We start from the raw sequence: 17107 nt of genomic DNA, 5'->3' as shown, positions 1-17107 counted from the left end.
AATTATGATTGCAAATTTAAGCACATACGAAACGGTACAAGCAGCTCATGTAAAAGTCTGGTTCAAAGCAGGACCAGCACTAAAATTTCCGAAAAACGGTGGAGCTTGCATAAAGTATAAGGACAAACAGATTGCCGTTTTCAATTTTACGCGCCAAGGCACATGGTACGCATGCCAAAATCTATGTCCGCATAAAATGGAGATGGTACTCTCTAGAGGTATGATCGGAGAGGAAGATATGCAGCCCAAAGTTGCATGTCCGCTTCATAAAAACACCTTTTCGCTTAAAACAGGCGAAAATCTAAACGGAAGCCTTGATGCTATTGCCACCTATCCCGTTAAGATAGAGGACGATTTTGTGTATGTTGGTTTTGCAGACTAGTACGTAAGCAGGTAAATAAGAAAAGTGTAAAATCACCCGAAAATAGCCTTAATTCTTAAGAGTTGAACAAAGTGATTTCATAGAACTGTACTAGGTTTCACGGTATTCGTATATTAGGGCCAAAATTTACGCTATGACATCGCCCGATAAATTACAGCAAGCCTTTTCATTGTTTGATAAGGCGAATGAAAAAGACCCACATACAGAAACCGTTCCCTCTGGGAAAACCTACCCAAAAGAATTGCTTTATGCTCTTCGGATGACGGAAAAATTGAACGATTTTGCACCCAACGCCTCGGAAGCTTTACAACTAACGGCAAGGTGCCAACACATCTGTCGCTGGGAAATTCCTCGGGAATCCTATGAAATGAACCGTACAGGATATCTAAAATGGCGCCAGGACCTAAAAAAATTCCATGCGAAAAAAGCAGCTTCCATATTAGAGGAAGTAGGTTACAACAAGGAAACTATTGATAAAGTGGCCTTTTTACTAGAGAAAAAGCAACTGAAGAAAAATGAGGATACCCAAACATTGGAGGATGTTATTTGTTTGGTGTTTTTAGAGCATTATTTTGAACCATTTGCTTCTGAACATGAAGATGCCAAAGTAATAGATATTCTACAGAAAACTTGGAGAAAAATGTCTGAAGATGGCCATAATGCTGCATTGCAACTGCCACTTTCACAAAAATCGTTAGAACTAGTTTCAAAGGCTATAGCTGAGTAAACGTTTCCTGACGCTTAAATACATTCTATGCCAATAAACAAAAATCGGTTACCGCTAGATTCCGAAACTTTTCTGAGTATCAGAAAATGGTACTTATTGGCATTGGCAGGTATTGCGCTTACGATTATTGTGGCACAAATTCTTATACAATCCCACCTAGACTCCCAACTTAGCGATTCTAGGGTAATTAATGTAGCAGGGTTTCAAAGGGCCTACAGTCAAAAGCTGACCAAAGAATTGTTGCTGATTAAGAACGCCTTTCCCAATGGAGAAATCAAGCCCAAAATCAACGCACTTTCCAAAACCATCTCTATATGGAAACACTCGCATTTAGCACTTCAAAACGGTGACGAAGCAATAGGTATTCCTGCCGAGAGAGACCCTGAAATACTGATGTTGTTCAAAAAACTTGAACCCCATCATTCCGTTATGGTACAAGCTGCGGAAACCATAATTACATCCTTTAACAACCAGAGTCTCAACACGGCTGGGCTGGAACATAATGTTGACGTAGTTCTAAAAAATGAAAATAACTTTCTTCAGTTAATGGATGATATTGTGAATCAATATGATGAACGTAGCAAGGCCCAACTTAAAAACCTGAAGCGAAAAGAATATCTGCTACTCGTAATTTCACTACTCATATTACTACTTGAAATTGTGTTCATTTTTAGACCTCTTTCCATACAAATAAGAAAAACCATTGCCAATTTAATAGAAAGTAGGGCCCAGTCCGAGCATCAGGCAAAGGAAACCCTAAGCCTATACACGGAGAAAGAAAAATCATTGCAGGAGCTACAAGAATTAAACTTTGTTATTGATAATGCCGCTCTGTTTGCAAGTGCCAGAAAAGATGGTAGCGTTGTTTTTATAAGTAAAAAATTTCTGGACCTACTAGGTATTACCGAAAATCAACTGAACAAGCCGTTGTCCGAAATTCTAACCGCTGATCCCGGCCAACAAGAATATCTTAGAGAGGTTTTAAAAAACAACAGAAAAAATGTAATCCGTACGGAAGAAATAAAGATAACCACTCCAAAAGGAAAAAGTTTTTGGCTAGATATGTCTATCGTTCCCATGCATAAATCCAGCCGGCAACAGAGTATACTTATCCTATGCTCGGACGTAACGGAACGCAAGGAGAACAGCATAAAGGTTGAGCAACTTACACAACAGAATTTTGAAGCTCGTATGCTTCAGAAAAAAGTGCAGGCTAGCCAAATTGTAGAAGGCCAAGAAGAAGAGCGTAAGCGTATTGCCAAAGACATTCATGACGGAATTGGGCAAATGCTGACCGCACTAAAATTCAATATTGAATCTATTGATCCTCAGAACCAAGAAAAAACGGAAGAAAAAATAGCGTATCTAAAATCCTTGACATCAGATTTGATCAAGGGGGTACGTACTGCCACTTTTAACCTAACTCCCCCCGAGCTTAGTGATCACGGTATTTTTCCTGCGCTTCAAAAAATGACGGCAGAACTTTCAAAACTGACAGGAAAAACGGTTTTATTCGACAATAAGACCGATGAACACCTACGGTTTGATTCACTGGCAGAAACCAATATGTATCGTGTGGTGCAGGAAGCGGTGAATAACGCCATTAAATATGCCGAAGCAAATTATATTTTGGTAACCATTAGATTTCAGGACGAAATTTTAAGTATAGTTATTGATGACGATGGCAAAGGTTTTGATGACTCTATATTAGGAAAAGTACCAAAGAACAACAGCGAAGGTGGAATGGGCCTCTTTTTCATGAAAGAACGTATAGATTATATAAACGGAAGGTTGTTTATAAATTCCATTCCTGGCGAAGGAACACGTGTCACCATCAATTACAAAACAGAAAAACAAGCAGAAGAACATGGAGCGGAATGAACTGTACCCGGTATTTCTTAAAGTATCGAATCTAAATATTTTAATCATAGGCGGCGGAAACGTGGCGTTGGAAAAGTTAACGTTTTTGCTAAAGTCAAGCCCTAGTGCACAAGTTGAAATGGTATCGCCCATGTTCAGGGAAGAAACCATTGCCCTAGCTAAAAAGTTTGATATTACGATGCATACTAGCGACTATGACAAAACTTTTTTAGAAGGGAAACACATGGTAGTGGCTACAACGGACAAGGTTGAAGTTAACGAGCAAGTTTATCATGATTGCAGGGCACAGAGTATATTGGTAAATGTGGCGGACAACCCACCTTTCTGCGATTTTTATATGGGCGGAATCGTCACCAAGGGAAATGTAAAAGTGGCTATTTCCACAAACGGAAAATCCCCAACGACCGCAAAGCGTTTACGTCAGTTTTTTGAAGATGTCATTCCTGAAAATATAGATGATCTAGTACAAAACCTTAACGAGTTTAGAAAAACCATCAAAGGGGATTTTGAGGAAAAAGTGGAAACCTTAAACGAATTCACAAAAGGTCTAGTCAACAAAAAAGATAAGGACAGATAGCTATTGCCTACATCACAGTACATGCCTCCCAAAATCTGAACACCAAAGTTGCTCCTAAGCCAAAAACAACATGTGCTCCCACGAGTTGCAAAAGAAAAAGTTGAAGGTTCATTTTAGGAGGAGAGCTATGAAGGCGGATCATAATTACCCAACCCAAAACTCCAAAAAGCCCCAAAATACAGCCCAAAATAACCGCTAGACCATATGTAGGGTGGTTTTCGGTCAGGTTAAAATAAAGGGATATAGCATTGGCAAAAAGGAATCCCGTCAAGTAATGAAACAGCCATCCCAACATACTTTCGTCGCCTACTTCAATATCTAGACGTTTTGAGCCATTCAAAAACCTATTGAGCAATTTAGGCTCTCCAAGTTCAGAATCGCAAACGTGGCCAACCAAATAACTGAAAGCAGTCATTAGGGAGGTTCCTACGAGTCCGGCTAAAAGAATCTTCGACAACTCCATTTTTGGTTGGTTTACAACAGTCAAAGAAAGATAATCAATTCTATTTTTATTAATTCAAACGATTAAAAACCTTTCTTTATCAGTATTGTATGGTCAAAAATAAACCCTAAGAACTTTACTGTTGTTACAGCTCTTTCATAACCTCAGAAAAAAGTCGGAATGAATTGATACGGTCTTCCTGATTATAAATATGTGAAACCGCAATGACTTCGTTTACACCGGTCTGTTTAATAAATTCCTCCGTTTGCTGTTTTACGGTAGTCTTATTCCCTACAAAAGCATATTTCAACATCCGTTGAAAAGCAGGGTCTACCGAAATTTGTTTAAGCTCAGCTGTCATCTTTACCGGTGGCTGCATATAATCAATCTTACCGGTCAATACACCTAATATTAAACGTAACATAGAAGTTGAAATGGTCTCGGCCTCCGCATCGGTTTCGGCAGCAATTACATTTATGCCCGCCATAGTATAAGGCTCTTCTAGATATTTAGAAGGCTGAAAACTATTATAGTAAATATTCAGCGCCTCCATAAGATGAGCGGGTGCAAAATGACTTGCGAACACATAAGGCAAACCTTCTTTTGCCGCCAAATGTGCGCTGTCCGTACTAGAACCCAAAATATACATAGGCACATCGACCCCTTCCGCTAAAGGCACCCTAACTTTTGCATGCTGATTCTCTTTAGAAAAGTATTTTTGAATATTGTGCAATTCTTCGGGAAAACGGTATACCGCCTGCATTCTATCCGGTCGAATAGCACTTGCAGTGGTTTGATCTGTTCCAGGTGCCCTCCCTAACCCTAAATCTATTCTATTGGGGTATAAGGATGCCAAAGTACCAAACTGCTCAGCAATGAGCAAAGACGAATGGTTGGGTAACATAATCCCTCCAGAACCCACTCTTATTTTTTGTGTTCCACCGGCAATATGTCCCATAAGCACTGAGGTGGCAGAACTGGCTATGCTCAACATGTTATGATGTTCTGCCAACCAAAAGCGGTTGTAACCGAACTCCTCGGCCTTTTGTGCCAATTCTAGACTATTGTCAAAAACTTCTTTTGGCTTAAAACCTGCACCGACGGTTGCTAATTCTAATATGGAATATGGTGTTTTCATTTCTTTCATGTCTTCTTATCTTCAAAATTAAAGAATAAATCACCTTTAAAACCTAAAACCCTCATGCCAATGAACTAAATCCATGTAGTTCAGCACACTAAAGAAATTTTAAATTTAAAGGGAAATATTGGTCGTTCTTAAGGTGGTTTTCTTACAGTGAAAATACGGCAAGTATTTACATGAATCCATCAATAATAATGAAGACGAAAAGCGATATAATCTAGATTTTTACCGGGACTCCATTTTTACTGGATTCGTAGATTTTTTCCAGTATCAAAATGTTGGGAATATAATTGGCAACATCGGTTTCAAAAGGAGTTTCAGAAATGAGATTCAATACAAAATGTTGTTGCGTGGCAAAAACACAATCCCCCGAAAAATTCTGATTATTAAAGCTATATTCATACTCCTTTTCATTCTCCCCAAGAAGCTGAATCGTAATCTTTCCATCATCGTAAAGTCTCAAGCTGCCTTTATCTCCTTCAATAAGCACGGCACCAAAAGTTAACCTTGGATCTTCGGAAGTATTTTCATTGTACCTGTTGGCATCTAAAAACCCTAATCCCCCATTTTCAAAATCAAAATGTACCCAAGCAAAATCTTCACCCTTTATGTTGCTGTTTAGCGTCCTCAATTTTGCATAGACTTCGGTAATTTCCCCTGCCAAATATCGGAACACATCAATAAAATGAATTCCTGTTTCATAAATAAGCAAGCGCTCCATTTCCCTAAAATAAGGTTGACGGTTCATGTAAGCGTCCGTTTGCCAACCATCGCCCATACGCATACGCAAGTTTATGGTGTGCAATTTGTCGCCTATTACATTAGTTTCCAGTAATTTTTTAAGTTCACGGTGCCAAGGTTGAAACCGGAAATTTTCGTGCACCATCATTCTAACGTTAGATGCAGCAATAAGGGATTCTATCTCGCGGGCTTCTTCTAATGTGGGTGCCAAAGGTTTTTGACAAATAATATCAATAGTATGTGCCACTGCCAATTTACAGAGTTCCAAATGGCTTTCAGGAGGTGTAATGATATCTACAAAGTCCGGCTTTTCTAGGCGGAACATTTCTTCAACATCGGCATAGGCCCTTTTAAACCCATACATCTTTACGATTTCTTCCGCACGTTCTTTGACGGCATCACAAACCCCTACAATTTCTACCTGATCTATTCTTTGCCATGCTTCAAAATGAAACTGACTAAAGTAACCCGCTCCTATACAAACGCCTTTTAATTTTGCCATGTTTCCTGTTTAGTAGGTAGTAAAATGTCTTTGGGGTTTCATGTTGTACCACATTACGATTGCAATAGTATTCAATAATGCGCCCACCACAAAAAATGGAGTTGTAGATTCCGTCCAAGATTGTAGATACGGAAATGCCAAAGCGGTCAAAAAAGCACCAATATTTCCCGCCATATTCATCGTTCCCGATACGGCACCTGAATGTTCTTTTCCGATATCCACACAAAAGGCCCATGAGGATGGTAAGGTCATATCGGCACCAAAAATCGCAAGGCTCAAGCATAAGATTGCACCTTCCACGGAATCCATATAAATACTTCCTACTAGTCCGAGTGCAGCAAGAAAAAAACCAATAGATGCCGGGAGGATTCGCGACTTATCCCAATTTCCTTTCTTGTAGATACGATCACTCAGTGCGCCGGAGGTCCAGTTACCAAAAGCACCAAATATTAATGGAATCGCGGTATAAAAACCGGCTTCCATAGTATTGAGCCCGTACTCACTTTTCACATGCGGGAACAGCCAGGTCAAGGCAAAGAAAAAAGTAAAATTGCTGCAGAAATACTGCCCCATGGCCAACCATATATTTTTTGATTTTAGCAGGTCGCCCATATTTATTTTTTCGGCCTTTACACTAGCATCTTGCTGTTGTCTTGTAGATAAAATAAACTCTTTTTCATGTTCGGAAACGCCGGAATGCTCCTCTGGAGTATCCCTAAAAAACAGAAACCAAGCGGCCGCCCAAACTACGCCCACAACCCCGAGAATAACAAAAGAAGTCCTCCATCCGAAGCTATCGATCAACCATGCTACCGCAGGAAGCGCAAATGCCGCTCCCAATCGAGAACCAGAAAAATTAATGCCAGTAACTAGGCCCCTTTCCTGTAAAGGAATCCACGTATAAATTGCTCTTGACATTCCAGGAAAAGCACCCGCTTCTCCCGCTCCAAAAAGAAACCGCACCACCAAAAGCGATATAAAATTGAAGGCTGCACCTGTTAAAGCCGTAAAAACGGACCAAATGGCCACGATGGCCGAAAGCACTTTTCGTGGTCCCAAAGCATCTGACAGCATGCCTGCCGGAGTTTGGAAAAGGGCGTATCCCAAGGAAAATGCTGCTAGCACCCAACCCATCTGTTTATCGCTCAAACTGAGCATATCAGAAATTGGGTCTTTTGCCACTGAGATACAAACACGGTCTACATAAAGCAGTAAGGCCAATAAAAATGTGCCTAAAACCATAAAATACCGCTTTGGAAAATAGCCCTGAGTCTTCATATTTTTTTATTTCAATACCGTGATTAATTCATACAACGCCTTATCATCTCCCACGTTCCCTGGAAACACGATGTAAGGCATATCTGGAAATTTTGACTTCTGGTCCAATTGCCAAACCGGCACACCTTTAAGCACTTGCCCAAGAACATTTGCACGACGTACATTGAGACCTTTTGTAGCTACATCACTTGATGTGATCCCTCCCTTTGCCAGAATATATTTGGGCCTAATCCTTATCTTTTTTACAATGGAGATAAGAGCGTTGGAAACCCGATTTACAATTTCCAGGCTTTCTTGTTTTGTGGCTCCTTTTACTACTTTTCTACTAGTAAAAACAACTACGTCCCGACCGGACTTAATATTAAAATTTATCTTATCCACCAACAGCACCAATTCTTTACAGAAAAGGTCAATATTAAAAACATTGGTTACATCTAACTCTAGAAATTTGGCATCGCCATATTCTTTAATGTAAGCCAGTTGAGCTGTAGTCTTAGGCACATAGGAACCCACCACGATTAACGCACCATTTGAAGATGGATCAATTAAAATTTCATCTTTCTTCAAACACGGTTTTATGTCAATACCAGAAATGGCATTTACAAATGAGGCCGCCGTTCTAAAAAGTAAGGGTGCATTGCATTGTAAAGCAGCAAGTGCCATCACCTGCAAATCTGCATAAGACGTGGCATTTATCACCAAGTGTGTGGTATTTGGCTGTTCAATTCTTGTTTTTATTTCTTCGGATGATATAGTTCGCAATTCTTTCACCGAAATACTATCGATAGTATTTCGGTCTATTTTCCCTTCTGATTTTTCTACTATCCAGTCTTTTAAATTGGATGACGTATAACCGAATGTATTGTCTTTTGCAAAAGGAGTTTCCGCTGCAGGGATAAAATCGTTCCCTTCTTTTACATAATGAATATCATCATACGTATAGCGACCACCTTCAAAAAAAGCAGGAACCAATAACTGCTTTGAATGCCTAAGGCCCATTCCTTTTTCCAGCGCATCGACCTCATCAGGATAATGCCCTCTGAGCGTGGAATCACTTCGGCTGATAATAATTAGTTTCTTTTGATGCTTCTCCGCCAATTTCTGCAATCTACTTCCCAGTAGTTCCCCAAGTGCATTGGCTTCATTAACTTGTAAACTTCTAGAATTGGTGAGTATAAAAAAAACAGGACTGGCCAAAAGTTCTCTTTCCAATATATCCTCCGTCCATTCTGTAATCACCGGAACATCGTACACCGTTTGTGTTCCTGTTGGGTCATCATCTAAAACAACGATCAATTTTGGGTTTTTTGCTAGCTCAGCACGTACCTCAGACTCATGGCCACGCAAGCCTTCCCCATCTTTAATCGATTCTAAAAGTGTTTGGTGAGACATTGCGAATTAGTTTTGAATGGCAATTATACGGGCAGGTGCCCCGTCACCATTTTTTACCTTCAACGGAAGGGCCACAAGGGTGATTTTAGACTGTGAAATTGACTCTAGATTTGTTAAACCCTCAACAATAATTATATCGTTTTTCATTAAAATGGTATGCACCTCGGTCACTTCTTGAATATTATTGACATCCGCCACAGAAGGGGGTTCAACACCCAGAATATTCACCTTTTTTTCTCCCAACCAATGCGCCAATTCAGGGCTGATTCTAGGGAGGGCGTCACGATATTCTTCTGTCCCTACTTTTTTACTCCATCCTGTATGCAAGAGAATGCTTTGGCCATTTACGAGCTTTTCTGCCACCGATCCCAAATGCGCTACGGTAATGGATTCCTTAGGCTGAATACCCAAAAGGTTTACTACCCATGCCTCAGAAACAAACCGGTCAACCGGAATTTCATCTATCGTTTGATCATTGACCTCAAAATGCAACGGAGCGTCCATATGGGTACCACTATGCGAATACAAGTGTAAAGTGGTGGCATTCCACCCGTCTTCGGCCAAGGTTTTGGCCTTATCGATGGTCACGCCTTTATCCCCGGATTGAATGGGCAAAGTAAGGTCAATAATTTTTTTATCCGTCATTCTGATTATATGCTTGACAATTTTGTAGCATTAATATACTCCACTACGCTGGCGGCCACTTCAGACGTTGATGCCGTACCGCGAAGGTCTTTTGTTAGATTTCCTTTTGCCGTTGTAGCTTCTATACCTGCCATAATATCTTTTGCCGCTTCGGTTTCTCCCAAATGATCTAACATTATGGCTGCAGACCAAATCTGGCCGATAGGATTGGCTATATTCTGACCCGCAATATCGGGAGCAGAACCGTGAATAGGCTCGAACATAGAAGGAAAATCCTTTTCTGGATTGATATTTCCACTTCCACCGAGACCCAAACTACCCATAACGGCTCCTCCTAAATCAGAAAGGATATCTCCAAAAAGGTTGGTTGTCAAAATAACATCAAAAATCTCTGGACGCAAAACAAAACTCGCCGATGCATTGTCAATATACATTTTATTGTATTCAACATCTGGGTATTCTTGTGCCACCTCCGCAATTACACTGTCCCAATAGGCAAGGCTATTGATAAGTGTGTTGGACTTGGTTACATTGGTAACCTTATTATTACGTTTACGTGCCAATTTGAAAGAATAATGCGCAATACGTTCAATACCGAATCTAGTGAAAATACTGGTATCCATTGCCATTCCGCCCGGTTTGTCGCCATGCATGATTTTTCCACTCTGAACAAACTCGCCTTCATTGTTTTCGCGCACTACAACAAAGTCAATATCCTTTTCCGTTTTGTAGCGCAACGGACTTTCAACTCCCGGAAATAACTTCACGGGGCGGTAATTCACATATTGTTGAAAAGAGGTCCTTACGCGAAATGTATAATCTCTTGCCGGAAGGGTATCATCAACATCCGTTAAGCCTACGGCGCCGAAATATATAGCATCAAATTCCTTTAAAGTTTCAAGAGCATCGTCTGACATAAACTTGCCGTGCTCCTTAAAATAACCTGCTCCAAAAGGAAACTCCTGTTTATCTAAATTAAATCCGAATTTCTTTGCTACCGCATCTAGCACGGAAACTCCGGCAGGAACTATTTCAGCCCCAATGCCGTCGCCATTAACAACAGCGATGTTGTACGTTTTTCCCATTTTATTTTTTGTAATTGTAGTTGAATTATGTTTTGCGCAAAAATTGCACAAAACATCACTTTATTTCAGATATATAATGAATTTTCGATAAATATATATAAAATACTGAACAAAACGCTATATAATTACCTAAAGAAAGTTACATTTATGCGCAAAATTTTGTTCTAAATCAAAAAAGATATTTGACCAAGAAATTATTTCACTTGATTCCTGCGAAAAGACAGATTAATGAAAATAAATACGGAAAAGTATTGAAAGGCTAGGAAGCTATGATCTATTCTTGTTCGTAGAATTACGAATCACCAATTCTGATTTTAAGACCTTACGTGAATCTTCCTTTTCGTAGTTTTCGATTCTATCTAGAATTAGTTTTGCAGATTCTACACCCATTTCATAACTGGGCTGATCTATACTGGTAAGAGAGGGTTCCAAAAGCTCATCTATAGGCTCATTATTGAAGCCGATAATCGCAATATCTTCGGCCATTTTCAAGCCTCGCTCTTTTGCGGCGAGCATTACCCCTATTGCTACTTGATCACTAAATGCCAGCACCCCGTCTGCATGTTCCGGGGAGTACAATAGTTTTCTGGCCGTACTTAGATTTCCTTCTCGCGTAAAATTGGTGTTTTCAATAAACTTATCATCTACAGGAATATCGGCATCTATCAATGCCTTTTTATAACCCAAAAGACGGGTAGAGCTTATCTGTAGCATTTCTGGTCCTCCAATATAGGCAATGCGTTTACACCCTACTGATATTAAATGTTGGGTTGCATCGTAGGCCGCTTTAAAATTATCGATGATTACCTTGTCCGATTCGACCTCATCGCAAAGGCGGTTAAAAAACACCAATGGTATTTTTCTTTTTTTAGCTTCCAGAAAATGGTCGAACTCTTTGGTTTCGCTTGCCAGAGAAACTATGAGTCCAGACACTCCTATGTCCATCAATTCTTTGACCAATATTTTTTCTCGCTCGTACGACTCGTTCGATTGACAGATGATTATCTGCATCTGGTGTTTTTCCAGTACTTCCTCAATACCTGAAATGGCCATGGCATAGAGGTGATACTTTATACTCGGTACAATAACCCCTACCGCTTGTATCTTCTTTTTAGAAAAGGGGTTGATATGCTTGGTCTGAAAATAATTGTACTCTTGCGCCAGTTCAAGAACTTTTTCCCGGGTTTGTGCGCTGATGCGGGTATTGCCCTGTAATGCTCTAGAAACGGTAGAAATAGAAACATTAAGTTTCGCGGCAATATCCTTTAAGGTCGTTTGTTTTTTATCCAAATCACTAGAAATGAGTGCGACAAATATAACTTAAATATACTTCCTTATGGCTTATAGGGCAAATTCTGTTGTTGCAAATCAATATTTATTTGGCATAAAAGAGAACCCCTACAGACAATTTTATATCATTTGCATGTAAGCGCTCTCTTCTTTAAAACAATTCTAAGGGATTTATCTAGACGCAACTTTAAACCAGGACCATTATCAACTATCTATTTTTACTGTTCTTAGCCTCAATGCATTCGCAATTACAGAAACGGAACTAAAACTCATGGCAAGAGCAGCTATCATTGGTGATAATAAAAGACCGAATACAGGAAACAAAACTCCTGCGGCAATAGGAATACCAACGGTGTTATAGATTAAGGCAAAAAACAGGTTTTGCTTGATGTTCTTCATTACGGCCTCACTTAAATTTCTTGCTTTTACAATACCGTGCAAATCGCCTTTTACCAAAGTTATCATCGCACTTTCTATAGCCACATCGGTTCCGGTTCCCATAGCTATACCCACATCGCTTTTTGCCAACGCTGGGGCATCGTTTATTCCATCACCTGCCATAGCGACTACCTTACCTTGTTCTTGCAACCTTTTTACCTCGTTCAACTTGTCCTCAGGAAGCATTCCTGCTTTAAAATCCGCAAGCTTAAGTTCTTTGGCAACTGCTTTGGCGGTATCATGATTATCTCCTGTTAGCATTACCACAGCTATACCCTTCTCCTGAAGAGCCTGAATTGCTTGAGCACTTGTTTCTTTGATTTTATCGCCAATAACAACATAACCCACCACCTGCTCACCTACGGATAAATACGATACCGTTTTGCCTTTTTTCTGTTGCTCGTTGGCTTCATGCTTCAGGTTTGCTCCTAAAGAGGCCTTTGCATGCTCCATCATTTTTAAATTGCCCAAAGCAACTTTCTTCCCTTCTATTTTACCTTCTACCCCTTTTCCGGTTACGGCATTAAAACTATCGGTCTTCAAGATTTCTACGCCTTGTTCTTTCCCGTATGTTACGGTAGCTTCCGCAAGAGGATGTTCACTGGAACTGTTCAAAGAAGCTATTAACTGCAATATTTCTTTTTCGGAATATTCGCCTTTAGACGTGCCAATGGCTTCCACGGTGGGCTTTCCTTCGGTAATCGTTCCCGTTTTATCAACAATCAGCATATCTACTTTGTACATTTTTTCCAAAGCTTCGGCATTTTTGACCAGTACCCCATTCTGAGCTCCTTTGCCCACACCCACCATAACGGACATTGGCGTTGCCAAACCTAGAGCACAAGGGCAAGCGATTATCAAAACTGCAATTGCGTTCACCAAAGCATATACATACGCAGGTTCAGGACCCCAAATGGCCCATACCACAAATGTAATTATAGAAATAAGCACCACAGCAGGTACAAAATAACTGGACACCGTATCTGCCAATTTCTGAATGGGAGCGCGGCTTCGGCTAGCATCGTTAACCATATGAACGATTTGAGATAACAGCGTCTCACTCCCCACTTTTTCCGCCTTCATTAAAAAGGATTGGTTGCCATTTATGGTACCGCTGCTGACCTCATCTTTCTCCGCCTTATTTACGGGAAGCGGTTCTCCAGAAATCATAGATTCATCTACAGTGGTCGTTCCCTCAACAATAAAACCATCTACCGGGATTTTCTCTCCTGGTTTTACACGAAGCACATCGCCTTTTTGGATTTGGTCTATAGCAACTTCTTCCTCTTTTCCATCAACAACGCGTACCGCTTTATTGGGTGCTAACTTCAACAATTCTTTTACGGCGGAATTGGTTTTGCTATGTGCCCTTGCCTCCAACACTTGGCCCATCAACACTAAAGTAAGTATGACCGTTGCCGCCTCAAAATAGACGTGCACCGCACCTGTTTCCGTTTTGAACTGTGGTGGGAAAAAGTCCGGAAACAACATTCCGAATACACTAAAAAGCCATGCCACCCCGGCACCAATACCGATAAGGGTAAACATATTCAGGTTCCATGTTTTTATACTTCGGTAGGCGCGTTCAAAAAACATCCACGTGGCATAGAACACAACGGGAATAGAAAGTCCCAACTGTATCCAGTTCCACCATTTTTGTTCCATAATGGCATATAGCGGATTGTTCGGAATCATCTCGCTCATAGCAATGATAAAGATGGGTAGCGTAAAGCCGAGTGCCAGCCAGAATTTGTTTATGAGCTTTTTATACGTTTTCTCTTCTGCGGAAAGGTCGGGTTCCATAGGTACCAAGTCCATACCGCAAATAGGGCAACTTCCCGGTTCATCACGGATAACTTCTGGGTGCATGGGGCACGTCCATTTCTCGGAAGATGTCGCATTTAAATTTTGCTCTTCCACTAAATCCATTCCACAAACGGGACAATCACCTGCTTCATCATAGGTCTTATCACCTTCACAATGCATGGGGCAATAGAAAGTGCCGGTACCCTTGCCCTGCAGTTTGGGTTTTTCAGCTGCCTCATGGTGTGGACCTTCCCCTAGATCATGAATGCTGTATGAACCGCCATCATCTTTTAGCGCCTGTTGAAAAGTATCTAAAGTAATATGAGATTCCATCTCAATGACGGCTTCTTCTTTCTCCAAATTTACAGAAGCACTTGTCACCCCAGCGACCTTGGAGAGCGTTTGCTCCACATGGCCGCGACATCCGTTACAAGTCATTCCGTGTATATGATAGGTATGTGTCATTCCTCTTAATTTTAAAATGTAAAATTACTAAGAGGTAGCGCGAATCGTTTACACAATTACGATTCTTATTTATACAATTTGGTCCAAGGTCTTTCTATTCCAGCTTTCTAAGTTTTTGTATGCGCTCATGGACATTCCGGTGGAATTTTTGAACTGTCGTGCCAAGTGGCTACTGGTTTTATAGTTTAGAGTATAGGCTATTTCGGAGAAATTAAGCTGTCCCAACTGAATGTATTCTTTTACTTTTTCAATTTTTAGGTTGATAGTGTATTTTTCTAAGGTTACGCCCTCAGATTTGCTGAACAATTTGCTCAAAGCTGTTTCGGTCTTGCCAAATTCTTCCGCTAACGATTGAAAGAGGTGTTCCGTTTCCCCGGATTCTATTTTACTTATCAATTTTACTTTTATCTGCTCAACAAGTGTTTCAGTTTCATTATCGATAAGCTCAAATCCTGTTTCCTTCAAATCATTGGCCAAATTGGCCTTACTACTTTTATTGTCTGCAACGGCGTTTACCTTGCCTAATTCTATGGATTCCACCGTGTAGTTTTCCTTAGCAAAAATATCCAAAACTGAGGCTATGCAGCGGTTACAGACCATGTTCTTTATGTAAAATGTTTCACTCATTGTTTTTACAAGGTAGATTTTGTTTTGTAGTTTGTCGGGTTTTGGGGCGAAAAATTTCAGACGAACCATGTGACAAAAGTAATCAGATTGTCCATAAAAACTTTTTATTATTGATTATCGCTAAAATTTAAAACCTTGCTGCTTTTCTTATGATTTTTGCGAATGACTATGGGTTACAAAAAAAGTAGAGTGATAAATCAAAGATTTACTCTTGGCGATTTTATCGTCATATTATTGATTAGTTTTCTGGAACACTATAAATTATACTTTATCCATTCTATTGCTTTTGACAAACTCTCTGTGCTGTCACATTGCACATCAGGGAGAATTCCTGACGTGACCTTAATGCTATCTTCATCACAATAATATTCTTGGGCCAATAGCAACTTTGCATTACTTCTAAATTCAATAAAATTAAGGATTGAAGTTTTACCCATTGTTTTTGAGCCAAAAGTTTTGGTTCCATCTTGAAATTTAAACGCAAGAGCAAGAAATTCACTTGCACTTGCCGTATGGTTACTTATTAATACCGCAATTTTTTTATTCTTATTTCTTAAAGTTGATTCATAAATTAAACTATCCATTTTAAAATCACCAAAATAAAAATCACCATCACTACAGCACACCTTTGTAAGCCTTTCTTGATTGTCGCAAGAAATTCCTATCAATGGTTGATTGAACAATGGCGATAATCCTAAGGATTCACTTGGTATTTTGCCTCCTGAATTTTTTCTCAAATCAATTACCCAACCTTTTAATTTTTCTGAAGTATCCAACTTTAATAAGGCTTTTCTAACCTTTAAGGCATATAAATTTGATAGACTATCATTTCCAAAAAATCCTGGCAATTTCATATACGCTATATCGTCCTCTATGATTTTCGCATGAATGCCCGGAACTGTCAATGTATCCATTAAAAGCCGATTTTCATATATACTGTCAGGATTTTCTGGAGCAAAAAAAACACTATGTCCATCATCTACCAGTTCTAAAGCATAATCAATAGCATTATAGACGTCTTCATTTGTGGAAAACTGTTTAATTGAATCTTTAACAGTCTGTTTTAAACTTATCCAGTCTACCTCATTACGTTTGATTGACTTTTCTTCAATTATTCTCATCACTTGATTGTAGAAAGCCTCCTCGTTCCATTCTTCTTTTCTTTTACAAGAGTGAGAAATCAATAAAAGAGTGATGCATAAAACTGCTATTCTCATTCGTTAATTTTAATTTGACTAAATTTTTATTGGTTTGAGATGCTTTAACCAGTGTTACACTTTTGTCGCTGTAAAATAGACTAATATTTTACCTGCGACTTTAAATATCGTTATTTGTAGTAAAATTCAACGCTTTTCAGGTTGATTTTAACGTTAATAATAAGTGGAAAAAGGAAAAGTCTGGATTAATTAAATGAACAAGAATTTCTTCGCCAGCTATTAAAAATCTTAATCTATTTCTTTTGCAACCCATCACAGAGCCGTTATCTGCCGCTATGTTCATAGTCCTGTCCATTCTTTAAATCACTAAAATATATTGTTTCCATGGGCGCTTATCAAACCATTACACGTCCCATTTCTTAGAACTATTCTAATTAGTAACAATTACCCTTAGCATTTTAACTTTTAGTTATAACAAGCATAACTAGTTGTATAACAGCAGGGTTATTAAATGCCATTAGTTTTATCTCT

15 protein-coding genes are annotated in these 17107 nt (G+C 39.5%); 4 read left to right on the top strand and 11 right to left on the bottom strand.

Translation table 11 applies throughout. The features are described from left to right. The first annotated feature begins 4 nt into the window (after window positions 1–4). From nirD to P0077_RS08525, 4 genes are all read left to right on the top strand, one after another. Window positions 5–382 (top strand): nitrite reductase small subunit NirD, encoded by a 378-nt coding sequence (gene nirD, locus P0077_RS08540; protein ID WP_276168690.1) that lies wholly within the window; start codon window positions 5–7, stop codon window positions 380–382. 133 nt (window positions 383–515) lie between these two features. Further along, window positions 516–1109, top strand: coding sequence for a DUF4202 domain-containing protein (locus P0077_RS08535; protein WP_276168689.1), 594 nt, complete (start codon window positions 516–518; stop codon window positions 1107–1109). Window positions 1110–1136: 27 nt separating this feature from the next. Then, complete coding sequence (locus P0077_RS08530; protein WP_276168688.1) at window positions 1137–2990, top strand: sensor histidine kinase; 1854 nt, start codon at window positions 1137–1139, stop codon at window positions 2988–2990. Beyond that, on the top strand, window positions 2977–3567 hold the full coding sequence (locus P0077_RS08525) for a precorrin-2 dehydrogenase/sirohydrochlorin ferrochelatase family protein (RefSeq protein WP_276168687.1): 591 nt from the start codon (window positions 2977–2979) through the stop codon (window positions 3565–3567). Before P0077_RS08530 ends, P0077_RS08525 begins: the two co-directional genes overlap by 14 nt. A gap of 7 nt (window positions 3568–3574) precedes the next feature. On the opposite strand, the gene P0077_RS08520 is transcribed toward P0077_RS08525, so the two are convergent. The 11 genes from P0077_RS08520 to P0077_RS08470 form a co-directional block, all read right to left on the bottom strand. Continuing rightward, window positions 3575–4030 carry a hypothetical protein gene (locus P0077_RS08520; protein ID WP_276168686.1) on the bottom strand — a complete coding sequence of 152 codons (456 nt, stop codon included), beginning with the start codon at window positions 4028–4030 and terminating at the stop codon, window positions 3575–3577. A 124-nt stretch (window positions 4031–4154) separates the two neighbouring features. Next, window positions 4155–5156 carry an LLM class flavin-dependent oxidoreductase gene (locus P0077_RS08515; protein ID WP_276168685.1) on the bottom strand — a complete coding sequence of 334 codons (1002 nt, stop codon included), beginning with the start codon at window positions 5154–5156 and terminating at the stop codon, window positions 4155–4157. A 211-nt stretch (window positions 5157–5367) separates the two neighbouring features. Continuing rightward, window positions 5368–6393: a Gfo/Idh/MocA family protein gene (locus tag P0077_RS08510; protein ID WP_276168684.1), complete on the bottom strand. Its 1026-nt coding sequence runs from the start codon at window positions 6391–6393 to the stop codon at window positions 5368–5370. A 9-nt stretch (window positions 6394–6402) separates the two neighbouring features. After that, a complete protein-coding gene (locus P0077_RS08505) occupies window positions 6403–7671 on the bottom strand; it encodes an MFS transporter (RefSeq protein WP_276168682.1) in 1269 nt (422 codons plus the stop codon). Between the two features lie 6 nt (window positions 7672–7677). Next, window positions 7678–9063, bottom strand: coding sequence for a four-carbon acid sugar kinase family protein (locus tag P0077_RS08500; RefSeq protein ID WP_276168681.1), 1386 nt, complete (start codon window positions 9061–9063; stop codon window positions 7678–7680). A gap of 6 nt (window positions 9064–9069) precedes the next feature. After that, window positions 9070–9708: a cyclase family protein gene (locus P0077_RS08495; RefSeq protein ID WP_276168680.1), complete on the bottom strand. Its 639-nt coding sequence runs from the start codon at window positions 9706–9708 to the stop codon at window positions 9070–9072. A gap of 5 nt (window positions 9709–9713) precedes the next feature. Continuing rightward, entirely contained in the window at window positions 9714–10793 is a 1080-nt protein-coding gene (locus P0077_RS08490) for an isocitrate/isopropylmalate dehydrogenase family protein (RefSeq protein ID WP_276168679.1), read from the bottom strand. A 267-nt stretch (window positions 10794–11060) separates the two neighbouring features. Continuing rightward, window positions 11061–12083 (bottom strand): LacI family DNA-binding transcriptional regulator, encoded by a 1023-nt coding sequence (locus P0077_RS08485; RefSeq protein ID WP_276168678.1) that lies wholly within the window; start codon window positions 12081–12083, stop codon window positions 11061–11063. 204 nt (window positions 12084–12287) lie between these two features. Next, on the bottom strand, window positions 12288–14792 hold the full coding sequence (locus tag P0077_RS08480) for a heavy metal translocating P-type ATPase (protein ID WP_276168677.1): 2505 nt from the start codon (window positions 14790–14792) through the stop codon (window positions 12288–12290). A gap of 69 nt (window positions 14793–14861) precedes the next feature. Then, window positions 14862–15419: a helix-turn-helix domain-containing protein gene (locus P0077_RS08475; RefSeq protein ID WP_276168676.1), complete on the bottom strand. Its 558-nt coding sequence runs from the start codon at window positions 15417–15419 to the stop codon at window positions 14862–14864. Between the two features lie 254 nt (window positions 15420–15673). Beyond that, entirely contained in the window at window positions 15674–16636 is a 963-nt protein-coding gene (locus tag P0077_RS08470; RefSeq protein WP_276168675.1) for a S41 family peptidase, read from the bottom strand. Between the last annotated feature and the right edge of the window lie 471 nt (window positions 16637–17107).

The sequence above is a fragment of the Zobellia alginiliquefaciens genome, from assembly GCF_029323795.1.
In the GTDB taxonomy this organism is placed as follows: Bacteria; Bacteroidota; Bacteroidia; order Flavobacteriales; family Flavobacteriaceae; genus Zobellia; species Zobellia alginiliquefaciens.
The sequence above is the reverse complement of the archived record's forward strand: the minus strand, read 5'-3'. Positions and strand labels throughout refer to the sequence as shown.

What these genes read in the sequence shown, in the direction of transcription:
- nirD (WP_276168690.1), top strand. Translation starts at nt 5, where the DNA reads ATGATTGCAAATTTAAGCACATACGAAACGGTACAAGCAGCTCATGTA.
- P0077_RS08535 (WP_276168689.1), top strand. Translation starts at nt 516, where the DNA reads ATGACATCGCCCGATAAATTACAGCAAGCCTTTTCATTGTTTGATAAG.
- P0077_RS08530 (WP_276168688.1), top strand. Translation starts at nt 1,137, where the DNA reads ATGCCAATAAACAAAAATCGGTTACCGCTAGATTCCGAAACTTTTCTG.
- P0077_RS08525 (WP_276168687.1), top strand. Translation starts at nt 2,977, where the DNA reads ATGGAGCGGAATGAACTGTACCCGGTATTTCTTAAAGTATCGAATCTA.
- P0077_RS08520 (WP_276168686.1), bottom strand. Translation starts at nt 4,030, where the DNA reads ATGGAGTTGTCGAAGATTCTTTTAGCCGGACTCGTAGGAACCTCCCTA.
- P0077_RS08515 (WP_276168685.1), bottom strand. Translation starts at nt 5,156, where the DNA reads ATGAAAGAAATGAAAACACCATATTCCATATTAGAATTAGCAACCGTC.
- P0077_RS08510 (WP_276168684.1), bottom strand. Translation starts at nt 6,393, where the DNA reads ATGGCAAAATTAAAAGGCGTTTGTATAGGAGCGGGTTACTTTAGTCAG.
- P0077_RS08505 (WP_276168682.1), bottom strand. Translation starts at nt 7,671, where the DNA reads ATGAAGACTCAGGGCTATTTTCCAAAGCGGTATTTTATGGTTTTAGGC.
- P0077_RS08500 (WP_276168681.1), bottom strand. Translation starts at nt 9,063, where the DNA reads ATGTCTCACCAAACACTTTTAGAATCGATTAAAGATGGGGAAGGCTTG.
- P0077_RS08495 (WP_276168680.1), bottom strand. Translation starts at nt 9,708, where the DNA reads ATGACGGATAAAAAAATTATTGACCTTACTTTGCCCATTCAATCCGGG.
- P0077_RS08490 (WP_276168679.1), bottom strand. Translation starts at nt 10,793, where the DNA reads ATGGGAAAAACGTACAACATCGCTGTTGTTAATGGCGACGGCATTGGG.
- P0077_RS08480 (WP_276168677.1), bottom strand. Translation starts at nt 14,792, where the DNA reads ATGACACATACCTATCATATACACGGAATGACTTGTAACGGATGTCGC.
- P0077_RS08475 (WP_276168676.1), bottom strand. Translation starts at nt 15,419, where the DNA reads ATGAGTGAAACATTTTACATAAAGAACATGGTCTGTAACCGCTGCATA.
- P0077_RS08470 (WP_276168675.1), bottom strand. Translation starts at nt 16,636, where the DNA reads ATGAGAATAGCAGTTTTATGCATCACTCTTTTATTGATTTCTCACTCT.